The 20488-nt window shown below is 25.9% G+C and carries 17 protein-coding genes; 16 read left to right on the forward strand and 1 reads right to left on the reverse strand.

Going from position 1 to position 20488, the window contains the following annotated elements:
- The first annotated feature begins 521 nt into the window (after positions 1-521).
- The 9 genes from ACYUEW_RS11785 to ACYUEW_RS11825 all read left to right on the forward strand — a co-directional run bounded on the left by ACYUEW_RS11785 (position 522) and on the right by ACYUEW_RS11825 (position 11759).
- Positions 522-1622, forward strand: coding sequence for an AI-2E family transporter (locus ACYUEW_RS11785; protein WP_191597315.1), 1101 nt, complete (start codon positions 522-524; stop codon positions 1620-1622).
- Between the two features lie 42 nt (positions 1623-1664).
- A complete protein-coding gene (locus ACYUEW_RS11790; protein ID WP_003487202.1) occupies positions 1665-3371 on the forward strand; it encodes a methyl-accepting chemotaxis protein in 1707 nt (568 codons plus the stop codon).
- Positions 3372-3528: 157 nt separating this feature from the next.
- Positions 3529-3855: a nucleoside triphosphate pyrophosphohydrolase family protein gene (locus tag ACYUEW_RS11795; RefSeq protein ID WP_460276829.1), complete on the forward strand. Its 327-nt coding sequence runs from the start codon at positions 3529-3531 to the stop codon at positions 3853-3855.
- Between the two features lie 139 nt (positions 3856-3994).
- Positions 3995-5734: a phosphoenolpyruvate carboxykinase (ATP) gene (locus ACYUEW_RS11800; protein WP_042385343.1), complete on the forward strand. Its 1740-nt coding sequence runs from the start codon at positions 3995-3997 to the stop codon at positions 5732-5734.
- Positions 5735-6208: 474 nt separating this feature from the next.
- Positions 6209-6349: a hypothetical protein gene (locus ACYUEW_RS11805; protein WP_003487196.1), complete on the forward strand. Its 141-nt coding sequence runs from the start codon at positions 6209-6211 to the stop codon at positions 6347-6349.
- 181 nt (positions 6350-6530) lie between these two features.
- A complete protein-coding gene (locus ACYUEW_RS11810) occupies positions 6531-7730 on the forward strand; it encodes a hypothetical protein (RefSeq protein ID WP_003487194.1) in 1200 nt (399 codons plus the stop codon).
- Positions 7731-8121: 391 nt separating this feature from the next.
- Positions 8122-9168 (forward strand): ABC transporter substrate-binding protein, encoded by a 1047-nt coding sequence (locus ACYUEW_RS11815; RefSeq protein ID WP_460276830.1) that lies wholly within the window; start codon positions 8122-8124, stop codon positions 9166-9168.
- Between the two features lies 1 nt (position 9169).
- Entirely contained in the window at positions 9170-10849 is a 1680-nt protein-coding gene (locus ACYUEW_RS11820; protein WP_003487190.1) for an ABC transporter permease, read from the forward strand.
- A complete protein-coding gene (locus ACYUEW_RS11825; RefSeq protein ID WP_460276831.1) occupies positions 10821-11759 on the forward strand; it encodes an ABC transporter ATP-binding protein in 939 nt (312 codons plus the stop codon). Before ACYUEW_RS11820 ends, ACYUEW_RS11825 begins: the two co-directional genes overlap by 29 nt.
- 64 nt (positions 11760-11823) lie before the next feature.
- Here ACYUEW_RS11825 and ACYUEW_RS11830 read toward each other — a convergent pair whose 3' ends face one another.
- Positions 11824-12618 (reverse strand): zinc ribbon domain-containing protein, encoded by a 795-nt coding sequence (locus ACYUEW_RS11830; protein ID WP_003487187.1) that lies wholly within the window; start codon positions 12616-12618, stop codon positions 11824-11826.
- A gap of 466 nt (positions 12619-13084) precedes the next feature.
- On the opposite strand from ACYUEW_RS11830, the gene ACYUEW_RS11835 reads away from it, so the two are divergent.
- From ACYUEW_RS11835 to ACYUEW_RS11865, 7 genes are all read left to right on the forward strand, one after another.
- Positions 13085-14257 carry a YARHG domain-containing protein gene (locus ACYUEW_RS11835; RefSeq protein WP_042385340.1) on the forward strand — a complete coding sequence of 391 codons (1173 nt, stop codon included), beginning with the start codon at positions 13085-13087 and terminating at the stop codon, positions 14255-14257.
- Between the two features lie 384 nt (positions 14258-14641).
- On the forward strand, positions 14642-15805 hold the full coding sequence (gene rpsA / locus ACYUEW_RS11840; RefSeq protein ID WP_460276832.1) for a 30S ribosomal protein S1: 1164 nt from the start codon (positions 14642-14644) through the stop codon (positions 15803-15805).
- A gap of 108 nt (positions 15806-15913) precedes the next feature.
- Positions 15914-16333, forward strand: a complete 420-nt coding sequence (locus ACYUEW_RS11845; RefSeq protein WP_460276833.1) for an acyl-CoA thioesterase — start codon at positions 15914-15916, stop codon at positions 16331-16333.
- 185 nt (positions 16334-16518) lie between these two features.
- A complete protein-coding gene (locus tag ACYUEW_RS11850) occupies positions 16519-16935 on the forward strand; it encodes a HutP family protein (protein ID WP_003487178.1) in 417 nt (138 codons plus the stop codon).
- Between the two features lie 882 nt (positions 16936-17817).
- Positions 17818-18825, forward strand: a complete 1008-nt coding sequence (locus ACYUEW_RS11855; RefSeq protein ID WP_003487177.1) for an ABC transporter substrate-binding protein — start codon at positions 17818-17820, stop codon at positions 18823-18825.
- Positions 18825-19730 carry an ABC transporter permease gene (locus ACYUEW_RS11860; protein ID WP_003487176.1) on the forward strand — a complete coding sequence of 302 codons (906 nt, stop codon included), beginning with the start codon at positions 18825-18827 and terminating at the stop codon, positions 19728-19730. The genes ACYUEW_RS11855 and ACYUEW_RS11860 overlap by 1 nt, the downstream gene beginning before the upstream one ends.
- Positions 19693-20487, forward strand: a complete 795-nt coding sequence (locus ACYUEW_RS11865) for an ABC transporter ATP-binding protein (protein ID WP_003487175.1) — start codon at positions 19693-19695, stop codon at positions 20485-20487. The genes ACYUEW_RS11860 and ACYUEW_RS11865 overlap by 38 nt, the downstream gene beginning before the upstream one ends.
- Position 20488 lies beyond the last annotated feature (1 nt).

Consider the following 20488-nt stretch of genomic DNA (forward strand, 5'->3'; position numbering starts at 1 on the left):
ATATAAAATGAATTTTTTTATAATAATATTGCTTAATATAAGTTTATTTTTATTTGTAAGTTATGAAGAGATATTTAAGTTAGAAGCATATCATTTTTTTATAATAGAAATATTTATAATAATGATTATAGAATATATTAAACTTTTTATAAATATCTTTACCAATAGATAGATGTATTTATGAAGATGTTAATAATTTAATGAATAAGCCAATAGACTTTTTTACTATTGGCTTATTTATTTTATAAGATTTATTTAAGTTAATTATTTAAAATTATTTTTAAAATATTTTATTATAGTAAATAACGCTATTAATAGTATTATTTGTGTTAAAATAAAGTTAAACATATAAATAGTAGAAAAGTCATTCTAATAATAGAACAATTAAGCTAGTCTATATTAGATTTCTCTATAATACCATGATTAACAAAAAGTTTATAAACATAAATATAAAACCATGATAAAATTTAATATATTGTAATGAGCGATAATTATTTTAGTATATTTAGGAGGCAAAATAATTGATTAAAGATAAAAAAATTAAGTATCTAGATATAATAATACCTATAGTTTCTTCTTTAGTAATATCTTTTATATTAATTCAAATATTAAAAAATTATAATAATGTTTTTTCAGGAATAGGAAAAGTTTTTAAAATATTATCTCCATTCATTATTGCTTTTATAATAGCCTACATATTAAATCCATTAGTTAAGTTTTTTGAAAGAAGGTTTAAAATTAAAAGAAGCTTAAGTATACTCATATGTTATGTTATAACTTTGGGGATTGTAGCTTTAGTTTTAAGTATGATTGTACCTAAAGTTTTTCAAAGTATAATGGACATATTTCAAAATATCCCTTACTTTACAAATAAGGGATATGAAATGGTAAATAATTTATTGGCTAATGAGGAGATTTCTAATATAATAAATTCTTCTAATGTTTTTAAAGGGAATTATAAGGATTTAATAGACAAAATTGCTGGTTTTACTAGTGTGGGATTAAACACTATTTTAAATCAAACTATATCCTTTACTACCTTCATGGTTAATTTAGTTTTTGGGTTAATTATAGCTATATATGTTTTAAATGATAGAGAAAAATTTGCATATAATGGTAAAAGGGTTGTTTTTTTAATATTCAGAGAAAAGTATGGAGAAAAAATCATAGAGTTTTTTAGAACTGTAAATTCAATGATAAAGTTATATATAGGTATCAAAGCTTTAGATTCTTTAATAATAGGGCTTTTAGCTTTAATAGGGTTAATAATATTAAAATCACCTTATGCTCTTTTAATAGCTTTAATAGTTTGTGTAACAAATATGATACCTTACTTCGGACCATTCATAGGAATGATTCCAGCGGTGGTAATAAATTTATTTTATGTACCAGTTAAGGCTTTATGGGTACTAATATTTTTATTTTTACTGCAACAATTTGATGCATGGTATTTAGAACCCAAATTAGTTGGAGATAAGGTAGGATTAAGTCCATTTTTAATAATTTTAGGAATAACCATAGGTGGAAGTTTATTTGGTGTATGGGGAATGCTTTTGGCATCACCAGCTATGGCAGTAATTAAAATATATACTACAAAATTAGCAGAAAAATATAATATATAGTGTATATTATTGAAATAATTATTAATTGGGGGTGGAGTTATTATGAATAGGAAGACTACTATAAAGGATAAGTTAACCAAAAATATGATGGTTATAGTTTTCTGTGTATTTTTAATAATAGCTGCATGTACTTACATATTTATTAGCAAAGCTATAAAAAATATAGCAGTAAGCGCGGGGCCAGGACTTTCTACCATAGTATCTCGTGAGTTGGAGGGGAAGGATTTAACGGAGTTAGTAAGGGAAAAGGAAAATAGTGAAATATATAAGAAAATAGATGAAGCTATGACAGTTCTTATGTCCAAGGCTCAAGGAATAATAGATGATGCAGCTTTATTAATAAATACAAATGAAGATAAATGGTATTATGTTATAGATAAAAATAAGGACAACCAATCTAAATTAGGCGGTGAGTATTCAGATAAAGAAAAACTAGAAGGGATTAAAAAAGCACTAGAACTTAATACTACACAAGTTAATAATTCAAGTACAGATTTAGAAATATTTATACCTGTTAAAGCTAATAATGGAATAAATTTAGCTATATGTATAGGTGTAAACAATTCTGTTATAGCAAAAGCAAAATATATATTGTTAGGTATTTTGTTAATAATTATGGTAGTTTCATTAATAATTGTAAGACTTATAATAGGTGGTATAACTAGAAAACAAACAAAATCCATAACAGTACTTGTAAATAAAATGAAAGAGATGTCTAAATTAGAAGGGGATTTAACTAAGAGAATAGATATTGAAAGTAATGATGAAATTGGAGAATTGGCACAGTATACAAATGAAATGTTAGATACTATTCAACAAATATTAATAGATGTAAAGGATGTATCAGATAGATTAACTAGTGATAATAAAGAATTTAATAATGCCTTTAATAGATCAGCAGAGCAATTTCAAGATACTACAATGCTCACTAAAAATATAAATGAAAAAATATACAATCAAAGTCTATGGTTGGGGGACATATCTAACAGTGTAATAAAGTTCAATGATACTGTAAAAGGTGTGACCCTTAGTACAAAGGAAGTAGCGGTACAATCTGTAAATACTACTAATAGTGCCAATGAAGGAAATGAGTATATAAAAAAATTAGAGGCTCATTCCAATGATATTTCAAAGGTTGTAAATAAAACTTCAACTTTAGTTAATAGTTTAGGAAACAAATCAGAACAAATAAATGGTATAGCAGATACTATAGGGGCCATAGCAGACCAAACTAATCTTTTAGCTCTTAATGCTTCTATAGAAGCTATGCATGCAGGAGAGAGAGGCAAAGGGTTTGCAGTAGTTGCAGAGGAAGTTGGTAAATTAGCTTTTGAATCTTCAAAATCCTCAGAAGAAATATTTAATTTAATTCAGGAAGTAAGACAGGGTATAAAAAGTGCAGAAATTTCAATGCAAGAAGTTTCTAAAAAAACAATAGAGCAGGAAGATTTTATAAAAAATGTATCAGATAAATTTAAAGATATAGTGTATTCTATAGATAAGGTTTCAAAAAAAGTGGAGGAAGTATCTGAGGCCTCTGATAATATGGCTCTTAATTTATCAGATATAAAAAATCAAATAGAAAATTTAACTGGAGTATCAGAGGAAAATAGTAAATCTACTAACCAAATTGCATTAAATATAGAAGAACAAATTTCATCAATAAAACAATTATCAAATAGAACAGAGGAATTAGATACTGTATCGAGGGTATTAATGGACAAACTGGAAAAATTGAAACTAAATTAAAAATAAAATATAAGGTCAATAAAAAATATGTCCTGGGAAATATAATTAATTGCTAGGATATATTTTTTTATTAGCTAATATTATAATTTAGCATTTATATAAAAAAATTATGTTATTATGTTATGGCAGTAGAATTTAAATTTATGGAGGTAGTTATATGAATTTTAAAGATTATGAAAAAGAAATGAAAAGAACCGCAGGAGAATTTATAAAATTAGATAGAAATGGACTGAGTTTAGGGGCTATGGGGATATCTGGAGAAGCAGGAGAGGTAACTGACTATATTAAAAAGGTTTTATTTCATGGACATGAATTATGTGAGGATAAATTAATAGAAGAATTGGGAGATGTGCTTTGGTATATTACATATTTATCTAAGGTTATAGGGTCAGATTTAGAAACTATAGCAAATAAAAATATTGAAAAACTAAAAAAAAGATATCCAGAAGGATGGGATCCAGATAGAAGTATACATAGAGAATAATAATTAAAAATTTTATAAACTTTTTTGCAAAATGAATAATAAATCCTATATAAATTTCAAAAAAATATGATATAATAGAACTTAATTATATAAAATGCAAGAAAACTTAAATTCATGTTGCATATTTGGAGGTAGTAGAATGAAAAAAGAATTTTCTCTAAGTACAGGAAAGGCTATGATAAATTTTACAGCAAAATATTGTGATACTGCAGAAGCTTTGTTTAATAGTTATGGTTTTAAAAGGGTTTTACAAGCTTATATGAAAAAAATAAAAAAAAGAGAAACTAATGTATATAAGTACATAGAAAGTACTATGAATATAGATGATAGTGATATATTTTCAGAGGATGTTACTAATATATTTAAATTACTTATGGTTTTAAAAGCAGAAGAAATAAGAAAGTTAGAAGATAAATATGAAAAAGTGCTAGAAGATAAAGATAAATTTATTTTATTTGTAGAAGACCTTTATAATTTTTGGAGAAAACTTGAAAGATATACTATAGTTCAAAATAGCAAAATTGGAGATGGGCTTCAAAATGTTAGCTTTATAGATGCAAACAATAATTTTTCTAATCTTATATTAAAAACTTATAGAAAAATTGAAGAAAATGTTTTAGGAGAAAAGCCAAGAATATACAGACAATTGCCAGCAGGGGGCAATGCGGGCTTAATACTAAATAATTCTAGCTGGGATATGCCTAAAAATTATGAAATTTTAAAAGATATACCTTTTATAGAGTCTATATTATTAGACCCACCTTTTATAACTTATCCTAAAAAGAATACAAGAGATGGTATGTTTGAAGAAACTTTTCAAAATCCATTAAAAAATTGCAGAATAAATTTAGACCATTGGTTTTGCTATCCTGCAAAGGTAGGAACACTTTTAGCATATATATATTTCCATAGAGACTATATGGCTCATGGAGTAACTTTATGTAACTTATTTGAAATAGCTACAGAAGAGGAATATAGAGGGAAAAAACCAGATATAGTGTATGTTCTTGGAGCAAGGGATGACAATGAAAAAATACAAACAGTTTTCTATGATGACAAAGAAAATGATATTATGTTAGGGTATGTAAATTATAATGAAGCTATAGATTACTTTGGTTATATGAAAAAAATGACATTAACTCTTCATAATTTAATAATGATAAAAAGAGGATACTTACCAATACACGGTGCCATGGTTAATATAGTAACTAAAAATGACAAAACTGCTAATGTAATAATAATGGGAGATAGTGGAGCAGGAAAGTCTGAAAGTTTAGAAGCCTTTAGGGAACTAAGCGAAGATTATATAAGTGATATGACTATAATATTTGATGATATGGGTGTAGTTAAACTAAATAGGGATGAAAAACCAGTAGGTTCAGGAACGGAGATAGGAGCCTTTGTAAGATTAGACGATTTAGATACTGGATATGCCTTTAAACAAATAGATAGAAGTATATTTATGAATCCAGATAAGGTAAATGCTAGATTAGTTATACCTGTGGCAAGTTATAAAGAAATAACTACAGAATATCCAATAGATTTATTCTTATATGCTAATAACTATGAAGCAGATGGAGAAAATTTAGAATTCTTTAAAGATGTAAATGTGGCATTAGACACCTTTAGAGATGGTGCAAGAATGGCTAAAGGAACCACTACTGAAAAGGGATTAGTAAAAACTTATTTTGCAAATCCTTTTGGACCAGCACAAAAAATGGAAGATACAGAAAAATTATTAGTAGAATACTTCAATAAATTCTTCCAATCAGGAGTGAAAGTTGGACAATTAAGAACTAGATTGGGTATAAGCGGTATGGAAAAGGACGGACCTAAAAAAGCGGCTATAAGTTTACTAGAAGAAATAAAAAATATATAGTTTGTTAATTATAACAAACTAAAGATAAAAAACATTAATGAACCATTCATGTTTTTAACAAGTTTTAAATTTTATTTATTAAAAGTTTTCTATCCAGGAGAGGAATCATTTTTAAAATTCACTCCTGGATTTTTACGTTCTAGGGTGGTGAACTAGGTGAATTTTTAATTCTGCCACATTAAGAATTACTAAAGATTATTCATATGGTTTATTACATATATATATTACTGCTATTAATATATAAATTTTAAAGGTGAGTTGCAAGGATGATATTTTCAAATTTTGGTACATATCTACCGATTTAAGTTTAAATACTTAATAATTTTTTATATATAGGTTTGAGGGTATATTAAACCATATTTTAAAGTAAAAATACCCTAAAATAAAAAGAAAAGGATACTTAATAATAAAAGTATATAAAAAGAGAAAAGTTAAAAACTATAAGTAGAATATAAAAAGAGGAGGAAAAAATTCATGAAAGATGGATCATCAGCAAAGGCAAGAGCAAAGGAATTGCTTTTAGAAGGAAAAAGTAAAGAGTTTATAATGGATGAAACTAAATTAAGATTAAAAGATGTTAAAAGAATAGAAAGAGAAATAACAGAAAAGCTTTAAAATAAAAATAAACATTCATAACACTATGCTTAGTTATGGATGTTTATTTTTATTTTATTATATATTAATAATAAGTTAAGTTAATATTTAAATTTATTTAATTTATTAGTTTTAAAATAAAGTTATATTCAAATAAATAAATGTCTATCAAAATATTATAAATTTGAAAGGAATAGATTTAATGGATATACTTCGATTAATAAATGAGGTAAATAATAAAAGTAACGAAAAGAATGATAAAATAGCTCCCGTAGAAATATTAAAACAATTTAAATCTGGAAGATCTAAAGCATTAGTGTTTTTAGTAGAATATGGAGAAGACAATAAAGTAGGAATTATGAAATTTACTGATTGTAAAGAAGCCAAAGTATTTAATGAAGCCTATAAGGTAGCTACCAATAATAATATGCAAAAGTATATAGCAGAATTAATATGTAGCTATAACATAACCTATAATAATAAATTGATAAGTGCTAATTTATATGACTTAGCTGGTGATAATATATATAATATTGAAACTTTTTTAGATAAGGTTTTAAGTGAACAAGAATTAAAGAAAAATGTTATATCAAAAATAGGTAAGTTTTGTTTTACTTGGAATAAGGAGCATAAGAAAAAATATTTAACTCCTATGGAAATAGTAAAAAATGAGATGGCTTATAGGTATATGGATAAAAAGTATAAAGAAGCTTTTAAGAGTATAGGTGTTTCAAAGGATATTCAATGGGTATCCATAGATGGTACTGAAGAAATATTACCTAATCCCTATTATTATTTTAATGATGAAAATTTTTGGGGAGATTTAAAAATAACCTGTTTAACTTCCTATGCGCATGGAGATTTTCAAGGAGATAACGTAATAATAACAGAAGAAAAACCTATTATAATAGATTTTTCTGATTTGCTTAAGGATTGTAATGTATTTCATGATTTAAGATGTTTAGAAGCTATAACATTAGGAGACTATCTAGACATATATGAAGTAAAACATAGACAGCAATGGCTTAAAGTATGTAAAAGTGTAAGCCAAGATATATTAAAAGTAGATATACCAGACGGAAAAGGAATGAGTCTTTTAAGAGAGCTTATGCCACTTTTAAGGGAAAATTTAAAAATAATAGTTTCAGATATGCGTAATGTGTCTTATAATCCTAGTTTTTTTGTTGCAGGAGTTGCAGCAGGTCTAATAAACATGAGAAAGTTTATGGATATAGATAAGAAAAGAGCAGCCTTTATTTATGCAGCTTATAATTTAAAAAGTATGCTAAAGGATAAAATGGTTAATATGTATAATCCATCCCTAGATTCCTGTATGGTATTTAATTGGGTAAAGGAAAATCAAGCCAATAAATTAATAAATTTAAAAGAATTAATTGCATAATGAAGTGAAGTCAATATGTGGTTATATTTGTTTGGCAAAGAATATATTATTTCATATAAAACTTATAGGAGTTTATTTAAGAAATAATTATCAAAATAAAATAAATTTATAAAAAAGATTGTTGCACTTTGTGTAGCAGTCTTTTTTTCTACTTATGTTCACTAAGGTTATAATATATTGATTGGTTAAAGCTGGTCAGTTTAACAGATTATAAATATTAATTATAGTTGAAGCTATACTGATAAAATAATGCAATAACCTGTCAATATTAAGCGTGATATAATAATTTTTGAAGACGTTAATCAAATAATGAAAACATATAGAGAAAAATGTAAAATACGTTAATGTAACTATTTATTTTTGAAGTATTTAATTTAAGAGGAGGGGGAAAATGAAAAAATTAAGATCAATAGTTTCTGTATTTTTAATAGGAATTTTGACATTAGGATTAGTTGCCTGTGATTCAAAAAAAGAGGAAGCTAAAAATACAGAGGAAAAAAAAGATTTAAAAGGCAGCACTATAAAAATCATTGCTACATCAGAAGACTATAAGCCAGTATTTGAAAAATTCACAAAAGAAACTGGCATAAAAGTTGAGTTTTTATCTATGTCTTCAGGAGAAGTTATATCAAGAACTAAGGCTGAAAGTGGAAAGCCTATGGCTGATGTATGGTTTGGTGGTGGATTGGATGCATTTATGGATGCGAAAGATTCAGGATTATTAGAAAAATACATACCAGAAAAATCTAAAGATATAAAAGAAGAATACAAAGATAAAGAAGGATATTGGATGGGAAAAGGTTTAACAATAGTAGGTTTTTTAGTTAATAAAGATGTACTTAAAGAAAAAAATCTACAGGTACCTAAAAATTGGGATGATTTAGTTAAACCAGAATATAAAAATGAGATACTAATGTCTAATCCAGCAGTATCTGGTACAAATTATGCAGTAGTAAATGCTTTATTACAACAAAAAGGAAAAGATGAAGGTTGGAAGTACTTTGAAAATTTAAATAAAAATATATCTTACTACTCTAAAAGAGGTAAGGATCCAAAACTAAAGACTACAGCAGGAGAGGTAGCTATAGGCATAACTTATATAGATAATTCTATAGTAAAATTAGAAAAAGAAAAAAACATGCAAGTTATATATCCAGAGGATGGAATACCATGGGTTGTAGAAGGAATGGCTATATTTAAAAATGCCAGCGATCTAGAAGGTGCTAAGATATTTGAAAACTGGGTATTAAAGAAAGAAACCCAAGAAGAACTAGCTAAAATAGATGGAAAAGATGGAGCTATGCTTGTTAAACCAGGAGTTAAAGGCATAGATTTAAAAGTACCAAAGGATAAATTAATGAAAGAGGATTTATCTTCTTTTGGAAAAGACAGAAAAGAAATACTTGATAAGTGGAAAGCCATGATAGGTAACAAGTAATATGAATAGGAAAAAATTAAGGGTATCTAATAAGCTAGATACCCAATTTTATAATATTTTAGATAAATTTCTAATAATACTAATAATATTATTAGTACTTTTATTTATATTTTGGCCAATTATTTGTGTCATAAAAGAAAGTTTTTTAAGAGATGGTAATTTTACCTTGAATTTATATAAAGATGTATTTAAAAATAATAAAAAACTTATATATAATAGTGTGTTTATAGCGTTAGTGTGTACAATATTTACTACTTTAATTTCTATATCTATTGCTCTTTATGCTAGTTTTTCATCAGGTAGGATAAGGAAAATTATCACAGTTACTTTAATGCTTACAATGATATCACCACCCTTTGTGTCATCACTAGCATACATAAATTTATTTGGAAGAAGAGGTTTTATAACTCATGGAATTTTAAAATTAACTCTTAATACATATGGTTGGCAGGGCATTGTTATAATGGAAACCTTAGGTTTGGTATCTATGTCGTCCTTATTATTAATAGGTATAATAAGGGGAGTAGATAAAAATTTCATAGATGCTTCTTTAGATTTAGGAGGAGGTCTTAATTATACTTTAATAAGAATAGTTTTACCAATTATAAAACCAGGTATAATAGTTGTTGCTCTGTTAGCTTTTGTAAGAAGTTTATCAGATTTTGGAACACCAATGATTATAGGAGGTTCCTTTCAAGTTTTAGCTACAGAAGTTTATATGAATATAATAGCTAATGGAAACTTCGCTATGGCTGCAGCAATGAGTGTACTTATATTAATACCCTCTTTAATAGCTTTTTTAATATATAGATTTTACATAAATAAATTTGAAGTGTTTTCTAAAGATAGTAAAAAGCTTTTTTCTGAAGGATATGAATATAAATTAAAGGGAACTTTCGCTATTATTTTAAAAATAATCACTTGTTTATTTTTATTAGTAATGGCATTGCAATATACATCAATATTTTTAAGTGCTATAACAAAATATAAATTTAATAAAATGCATTTTACTTTAGATAGTATAAAAAGGGTTTATGAATATAATTTAAGTAGCTTTGGAAGAAGCATAATATATTCATTAATTACTGGATTAATAGGTAGTCTATTAGGGATTTTTATATGTTATTATGTGGATAGAAGAAAGGTTATAGGTGGAGAATTTATAGATTTTATATCTACATTACCCTATATAATTCCTGGAACATTTTTTGGAATAGGATATATATTTGCATTTAATAAATATCCTTTGGAATTTACAGGCACAGCTTTCATAGTAATTGCAAATTGTATATTTAAACAAATTCCTATGACTACTAAGGTATCTTCAGCAGTTTTATCTGGAATAGATTCACAAATAGAAGAAGCGGGAAAAGATTTAGGAGCATCTAATATATTTATAATTAAGGATATAATATTGCCTATGCTAAAACCAGCTTTTTTAGTTGGTTTTATAAATAATTTTACATCTACTATGACCACTATAGGAGCAATAATATTTTTAATATATCCAGGGCAAAAGGTAGCTACAGTGGAAATGTTTGATGCTATACAAAGTGGTGAGTATGGTGTAGGCTCTGTTATGGCATCATTAATAATTATAATTACGCTTATTACGAATATATTGTTTACAAAGTTTATTATAGGAGGAAAAGATGTATCTAAGGATAAAAAATTTAGTTAAAGCTTTTAATAATATAAAAGTAGTGGATAATATTAATTTAGAATTGGAAAAGGGTAAATTATTATGCCTTTTAGGTCCAAGTGGTTGTGGCAAAACTACTACCCTTAAAATGATAGGTGGATTTTTAAAACAGGATAAGGGTAGTATCATAATAGAAAATGAGGATATCTCAAAGGTTTCACCAGAAGTTAGACCTGTTTCTACAGTTTTTCAATCCTATGCTCTTTTCCCTCATATGAATGTAATGGAAAATATAATTTATGGATTAAAATTTAAAGGATATAGTAAAAAAGAAGCTTTAAAAAAAGGAGAAGAATATTTAAAAATAATAGGATTATCTGAATTTAAAAATAAAAAAATATCTCAATTAAGTGGAGGACAGCAACAAAGAGTAGCATTAGCAAGATCATTAATACTTAATCCTAAAGTGCTCTTATTAGATGAACCTTTAAGTAATTTAGACGCTAAGCTTAGGGTGAAAATGAGAAAGGAAATAAAGGAAATTCAAAGTAAGTTTAATATGACTATGATATTTGTAACTCATGATCAGGAAGAAGCTTTAAGTATTGCTGATTATTTAGCAGTAATGAATAAAGGAGAATTAATTCAGGTAGGAACTCCAGAGGAAATATATAATAATCCTAAGAATGAATTTGTAGCATCTTTTATAGGAAATATAAATAAAGTTAATATAAATAATAAGATAGAACTTATAAGACCAGAACAAATAACAATTAATAAAAGTCGGGGAGATAAAAAAGGTAGGATTAAATATAAACAATTTTTAGGATCTTATGTAAATTATTTTGTAGAAACTAAAGATGAAACTATAGTAGTACAAGATTCTAATAGTAAAAATGGAATTTTAAAAGAAGGAGAAAATGTATATCTTAATTTTTTCAATAGTTAAAAAGGAGTTATTGCTAAGTGATGTTTTTATACTTAGCAGTAAATCCTTTGTTTTAATATGAACTTTAAAAAATATTATTTTTTATAGCCATAAGATAGTATTCTACTATGGATTTAAATACAAAATAATATGATAAGTTCATAGCTACTATATAAGAAAATGAGAATATGTAAGGAGTTTTAGAGTTATCTTCCATTATATTTTTAAAGCCATTATATAATACAACTATAACAAGTATATGACCTAAAGAATATACAAACATAGAAAGTATGAAACTTAAAAATGCTACTATAACTGCCAATACTGTAAAAGTTGAATATATTACAAGAGATATTAAAGAAACCTTTAAATAACTTTCAAACTTAATTTGTTTTTTCATTATTAAAGTAACTATTACATACATAGTTAACATTATTAATCCGTAGAATAGTACAATACCTAAAACATACCAAAATAATAGTTTTGAAACAGGTATCATTTTGGATATCATTGCTTGAATTTCTGTAGATAGTGCTGCTCGCTCATGAAAGGATAAAGCGTTATCTATAAAACTTGAAAAGAAAGTTATGAATCCAGATATAAACTTCTTTATTGAAAAAGAGGTTATAAGTCCAGATATTAATGTAAGAATTACAAAGTACAAAGAAGTTATAGAAAGATTCATATTTTTTATAGATTCATTAAATTTATTTACAGGATTTTTTAAAGAATTAATAAAAAAATTTAAAAAATTAGTAAATTCATTTTTAGCTTTTCCATCTTTAAAATTTGTTGGTTTATTACCTGCTACAGGAGAACCACAGTTTGTACAAAACTGAGCATCCTCTGGAAGTTTATTTCCACAATTAGAACAAAACATAAAATCACCTCTTTAGTATTAATAGTATTAAAAAAAAGTTAACAAATAATGCTACTAAATTATAACATAAAGGATAATCTTTTAAAATAAAATGTATAAAATAATGGGATATGTATGAGTTTATGATATAATATGCATATAATTTTTAAAAAATAGAAATAAATTATGAACAAGTTATAAGCTAAAAAAGGAGGAGATGCATAAAGTTTTGTCCTAAATGTGGTTTAAGATTAGATGGTAAAGATATATATATGAAGCTAATATTACATAAGATTTTTAGTACTAGAAATACTAAGCTTTATCTTCGATACTAATGAAGGTACAGTTGTAACTAAAGAAATATATGATATAACTAAAGGACATGGCAATACTAGTACAAAGGATTTTAAAAATACTTATAAATTTATAAGAAAACCAGATGGGCAATTAATGCTAACAGTAATAGTAAAGTAAAATGGAGGGGAATATGAGTTACTGTGAAAAGTGTGGAACAAAGTTAGAGGACAGAGATAAGTTTTGCAAAAAGTGTGGTACAAAGGTAATTAAAGAACATCCAAAGGAAAAAACCTTAGAAGAAACAACTTTGGAAAAAGAAAATACATCTGAAGAAGAAATGGACAAACTAAAAGATAAAAATAATATAGATGAGTCTACTATATTAATTAATTCAGAGGATGTTCACAATGAATTAGAAAAAACTTATAAAACTATGGTTAAAGAGAGAAACAGAGAAAGTTTTTCTAAAGAAGACTATGATGAAATGGAAAATGATGATTTTGAAGAAGATGATGATGAAGACTATGGTAATAAAAATAAGAAGATTTTAGTTTTTACATCCATTTTTGTTATAGTGATATGCTTTATAACAGCATTTCTATTTAAAGATAATATAATGTGTAATCACTATATAAAAAAGGCAGACAAGGAAATGTCCGAAATAGAAAAAATACGTAATTATAATAAAGCATTAGGCTATAAATACAAAGATGAAATAATAAATGAAATTTATGAAACTGTTAAAAATACAGAGGATTTTGAAGAAAAATTATCTGGAGTTTATAAATTAAAAGAAGAAGATAAAAAGAAAGTACTTAATAAAATATTTAGTTATAAAGCTAATGATAGTTTTCAAAAAGAAAACTATGAAGAATGTGCTAAGTTACTAGAAAAAGCAAAGAAAAATGGCTACAATATTAAAGAGTTTGCCAAATATAATGAATTATTAACTAAACTTAATACAGAAGACAAAAAACAGTTTGAAGACAATTCTTCAAGCCAATATACTTATAAAAATTCAAATCCTACAATAGGAGAAAGTCATGTAAATAGTCTAGGCGATGTTTATTATAAGAATCATAATGAATATAATAATCTTCAAGGATATATTGTCCCTCAAAGTAATCAAAGATACTTAACAGAGGATGAATTAAAAAATTATGATAAATATACATTGGATCTAATTAGAAATGAAATATATGCAAGATACGGATATGCCTTTAAGGAAGAACCTTTTAAAAGCTATTTTAGTAATAAAAATTGGTATGTTAAAGATGAAAGCTTTAAAGGTGCAGATTCAGAATTAAATAATTATGAGTTGAAAAATATTAAACTTTTACTAGAGTTGTCTAGTAAAAAATAATATAAGTATTATAATCATTTAAATATAAAAGATTTAGTGAAATAATTAAAAGTATAGTCATTTTATTTATTAATTTGACTATACTTTTTTATTTTAGATAAAAATCACATATAATTTTTACCCATAAGGAAGATTATATCACTTTAAGATTTAATGTGTTGAAGAAAGATGAAGGAACTTGGTTAAGGAATGATTTAAATGATTATAAAGAGAGGTAATATTGGTATAAGAGCTTTAATTATTGTATAGAACTAGATTATTTAATTATTTACTAAAATGTACGTTTAAAGCATATACTATTTTTATATATGTATATGCTTTAAATTATGGTAAAATTATATTAATTGTATTAGTATAAAAAGAAAAGTAAGGGGTTGTTTTTTTATGTCAGAAGAAATAACAATGAAGGATATGATGGAAGAAATAAATTCTTCAATGAAAAGAATTCATAAAGGAGAACTATTAAAAGGAAAAGTAATTTCAGTTTCAGATAAAGAAGCCGTATTAAATATAGGATACATATCTGATGGAATATTGCCTAAAAAAGAAGTTGTAGATAATGAAGATGTAAATCTTAAAGACATAATAAGTAAAGATGATATAATTTCTATTTGTGTATTAGAAGTAAATGATGGTGAAGGAAATGTACTTTTATCTAAGAAAAAAGCAGAAATTATAGAAGCATGGTCAAATTTAGAAAAAGCCTTTAAAAAGGAAGAAATACTAGAAATCAAAATAGAAGAGATAATAAAAGGTGGAGCTATAGGACATATAGAAAGTATAAGAGTATTTGTACCGGCTTCTCAAATAGATAATAAATATGTTAAAGATTTAAACGTATTTAAAGGTGAAACAGTAAAGGGAAGATTAATAGAATTAGATAAACAAAAGGGAAAAGTAGTTTTATCTAGTAGGATAGTAAAAGAAGAAGAAGATGCCAAAAGAAAAAAAGAATTATGGAATAGTTTAGAAAAGGGACAAAAGATAGATGGGGTTGTAAGAAGACTAGAAAAATTTGGAGCCTTTGTAGATATAGGTGGAATGGATGGATTAGTTCATAATTCTCAGCTATCCTGGGGAAGAGTAAACCATCCTTCAGAAGTAGTATCTATAGGAGACAAAGTAGAGGTTTATGTTTTAGATTTTGATAAGGATACTAAAAAAATAGCTCTATCTTTAAAAGATGTTAAAAATGATCCATGGAATACAGCAAAGGATAAATATGCTGTGGGTAGTGTAGTAGAAGGAACAGTAATTAAATTATTGAACTTTGGAGCCTTTGTAGAAGTGGAAAAGGGTATAGAAGGGTTAGTTCATATATCAGAAATAACTGACGAAAATATAGCTAAACCATCAGAAAATTTAAATATAGGTGATAGAGTTAAAGTAAAAGTATTAGAATTAAACTCAGATGAAAAGAGAATGTCACTAAGTATAAAAGAAGCAATAGACAAACAAAAGGAAGATTTTTCAAAGTATGATGATTCTAGAGAAGATGATGTAACTTTAGGAGATTTATTTGGAGATAAGTTTAAAGATTTATTTTAATATATAAATAAATTATCACTTCAACTTAAGAAATACGCATTACTAGAACATCTACATGATAGGTTTTAGTAATGCTATTTATATAATGAATTACTAAAGGAGAATAATATGTATATTAATAGAACAGAAACAACAGTTAGATATGTAGAAACAGATCAAATGGGGGTAGTACATCATTCTAATTATTATCCATGGTTTGAAATAGGAAGAACAGAATTTACAAAGGCTACAGGTATGAAATATACAGACATAGAAAACATAGGAGTTATGATGCCTTTAACAGAGAGTTATTGTAAATATATGAAACCAGCAAAATATGAGGATGAGATTATTATAGAAACTTCTATAGAAAAATTAACCCCAGTAAAGATCATATTTAGTTATAAAATTATAAAAAAAGAAAACAATGAATTATTAGCGAAGGGTAGGACTACTCAAGCTTTTGTAGATAAGAATAATTTTAGAGTAATAAATTTAAAACAATGTAATGAAGAATTATGGAATAAATTTATGGAACTATATAAATAAATTATCATTAAAAAATGATCTATGATAAATTTTATTTTGAAAATGTATTGATAATGGTATAATTTATGTACATAATATAGTTAAATTACAATTTTATATTTTTATAGAAATTACCTAAAAATTTACCTAATTAATATAATAAAAACTAAAATTTATATAAAAATCCTATAATAGGGGGTATTATTTTGAAAATACAAAGTGAAAAAGTAGCTAAGGCTTCAGTTAAAATGGCAATTTCTTCAAGAGAGGAAGAAAAGATATTAATAGAAAAATTTAAGGCAAAAGATATCTTAGCTACAGCAGTGGATGTAGGCGGTAATATAAATTCATCTATGACCAAAATAATAGAAAGAGCATTAGTAGCATCCAAGAGATGTGGACTTATAAAAGATTGTCATGTAGATGATGGAGCCGTAGTTGGAGCTACAAGAGAAGCTTTACTTCAAATTATGGAAAAGGCTAATGGATTAAATGTAGGTGGCAAAATAGGAATAGCAAGGTCAGAAGAACATATAAGTGTATGTATATTTATGAGCATAGGTCTTTTACATTTAAATGAGGTAGTTATAGGATTAGGGCATAGATCAATTCCTAACATTTAATATGACTTCAAATGTTTTTTAGATAATTTATGAATAAATATATAACTATAATAGTATAAAATAATTAAATAATTTTACAGTTTAATAAAAATAATTCATATCTATAGACTTATTTTAAAAATTTGGGATAGTATATTTTAAAATATAAATAAGTGCACTATTAGAGGTTTTTATCTATTGGAAAAATTGTTTGATTAAAAATACACTATTATGGTTTATATATAAATATTGACAAGTGTATATTATTTATGTTATTATTCTTAACTATAAGATTAAAGCACCATAAATCTTTAATCTATAATATTTAAATTGGTAAACAATAAAAATTAAAAAATATGATTATATTATTAAATATATTATATTTTAAAACTTAAAAGTATATAGACTAATATTATAAAGAGTTATAAGGTTAGTCATAGTTAAGTAGTATGGTAGAAGTAGGATTATTAAATATAAGATTTATTAAAATAAGCTTATATTTCTAGGAAGTATTAGTAGAGTAGTGTAGTATGTTAGATTAAAAATAATATATAGATTTTTAACTTAATAAGTAGATTATAGAAATAAATTAAGTGAATTTTAATATGACAATATAAAAATTAATATAGAAAATGGCATTTAATTAATAAAAAAATAATATATAAAGTAGTATGGAAGTAATAAATATTAAAAAGTATTGTTATGTAACAATATAATTTAAAAACAGTAGTATGGTAGTTTACGGTAGGAGATATTGTAGTCTTTAAATTAAAGGCTTTATTTGAGTACTCTTCTGCTGGAAGGGTTTTTTTATTTATGCAAATAAAATCTTTGCTCCTTATTGTTTTTCATTATATTTTGCAAAATAAAAATATATAAATTAAAATTTTGGAGGATGGTAGTATGGTAGTAAAAAGAAAAATTTCAATTCTATTGGCACTGATTCTTTCAGTTGCTATCTTTGGAGGTTGCTCAAAAATCTCCAGTTCAAAAACACTAAAGGATAAAAAGGTTATAAACATAGGTATAGCTCAAATTATAGAGCATCCAGCTTTGGATTTAACTAAAAAAGGATTTGTAGATAGGTTAGCAGAAAAAGGATTTAAAGATGGAGAAAATATAAAAATAGATTTTCAAAATGCTCAGGGGGATATGGCTACAATTCAAACTATAACTCAAAATTTTGTAGCTCAAAAAAATGACATTATATATGCAATAGCAACTCCTTCAGTACAGGCAGCCTTTAATGCCACTAAAAAAATACCTATAGTTATGACAGCTATTACAGATCCTGTAGAATCAGGAGTTGTAAAATCCTTAGACAAATCAGGTACTAATGTGGCTGGAACTTCAGATAAAATATCCATAGAGGAAAATTTTAAGTTAATAAAAGATATATTACCTGGGAAAAAGACCATAGGAATATTATATAATACTAGCGAAAAAAATTCTGAAATACAGGTTAAAGAGGCAGAAGAAAAGGCTAAAAAATTTGGATTTAAAATTGTTAAAAAAGGTATAACCAATGTTAATGATATTCATCAATCCTTAGCTTCTATATTAAATGAAATTGATATTATGTTCATTCCTACAGATAATACAGTGGCTTCCTCTATGCCATTTATAAGTAATGAATGCAATAAGAAGAATATCCCAATAATAGGATCAGAAAAAGCCCATGTAGAAGGGGGTGCATTAGCTACATCAGGTATAGATTACTACAAATTAGGAAAAGAATCCGCAGATGTGGCTATAGAAATTATAAATGGAAAAAATCCTAAAGATATGAAAGTGAAATTTATGAAAGAAACTAAATTGTCAATAAACCCAGATGTGGCTAAAAAGTTAAATATAAAAATACCAAAGGATATAGAAGATAAAGCTGAGAAAGTCAAAGGAGGGAAAAAATAATGGATATTTTATTAGCAGTATTAGAGCAAGGATTTATATTTTCCATTGTTTGTTTTGGAGTATATATAACATATAAAATATTAGATTTCCCAGACCTTTCTGTAGACGGAACCTTTCCTTTAGGAGCAGCTGTTGCAGCAGCTTTTCTAGTAAAGGGATATAGTCCAGTTTTAAGTTCTTTAATAGCTTTAATAGCAGGGGCTATAGCAGGGGGAATAACAGGTATATTACATGTTAAGTTAAAAATAACTAATTTACTTTCAGGAATTTTAGTTATGGTTGGATTATATTCTGTTAATTTAAGAATAATGGGAAAATCAAATATACCTTTATTTAATCAAACACACTTATTTTCAGATACTATGAACCCTATAATTATAATTACAGTGTTTCTTTTAATATGTAAAATCGCTTTAGATTTATTTTTAAAAACAAAGACAGGATTTATATTAAAGGCTACAGGAGATAATGAACAGTTAGTACTTTCTCTTGGTGTAAATAAGGATTTAATAAAAATAATGGGGTTAATGATATCTAATGCATTAGTGGCATTAGGAGGAGCTTTAATGGCTCAATATCAAGGGTTTTCAGATGTAGGAATGGGTACAGGTATAGTAGTTATGGGCCTTGCATCTGTAATAATAGGGGAATCTTTATTTGGAAGAATAAAAGCTTTAAATGCCACTACAAGAGTATTATTGGGGGCTTTAGTATATAAGTTAGCGGTGTCAATGGCATTAACTGTAGGGTTAGCTCCTACAGATTTAAAACTTGTAACAGCAGTAATTGTGGTAATAGCTTTAAGTTTAAACAAGAATCCTTTCAAAACAATAAAAAAACAAAAAACTAAAGAGGGAGGGATTTTAAATGCTTCAAATACAAAATCTGCACAAAGTGTTCAATAAAGACACTGTAAATGAAAATAATTTATTTAATGATCTAAATTTAGATGTAAAAGAAGGAGATTTTATAACTATAATAGGAAGTAATGGAGCAGGAAAATCTACTCTTTTAAATATGATATCAGGAAGTATAAAACCAGATCAGGGCAAAATAAACTTAGAAGATAAAGATATAACTTTTAGTAAGGAATATGAAGTTTCAAAATATATAGGTAGAGTATTTCAAGATCCATCTAAAGGAACGGCACCTTCTATGACCATATTAGAAAATATGTCTATGGCAGAAAACAAAGGAAAAAGATTTGGTCTTACCTTAGGGATAAATAAAAAGAAAACCTCTAATTTTATAGATATGTTAAAGGAACTAAATTTAGGATTAGAGGATAAATTAAATGTGACTGTAGGATCATTATCAGGAGGTCAAAGGCAGGCACTATCATTAATTATGACAGCTATGAATAAACCTAAAGTGTTGCTTTTAGATGAACATACAGCAGCACTAGATCCTAAAACTTCTAAAAGAATAATAGAAATAACAGAAAAAATAATAGAAGAAGAAAAAATTACAGCTTTAATGGTAACTCATGATTTAAATCAAGCTATAAATGTAGGAAATAGATTAATAATGATGCATAAAGGTAAGGTAGTTCTGGATATAAAAGGGGAAGAAAAAAAATCTTTAACTAAAGAAAAATTGCTAAAATGCTTTGAAAATCTTAATATAGAAGATGGATTAAGTGATAGGACTTTATTTTCATAGT

Source organism: Clostridium sp. CTA-1 (assembly GCF_054768215.1).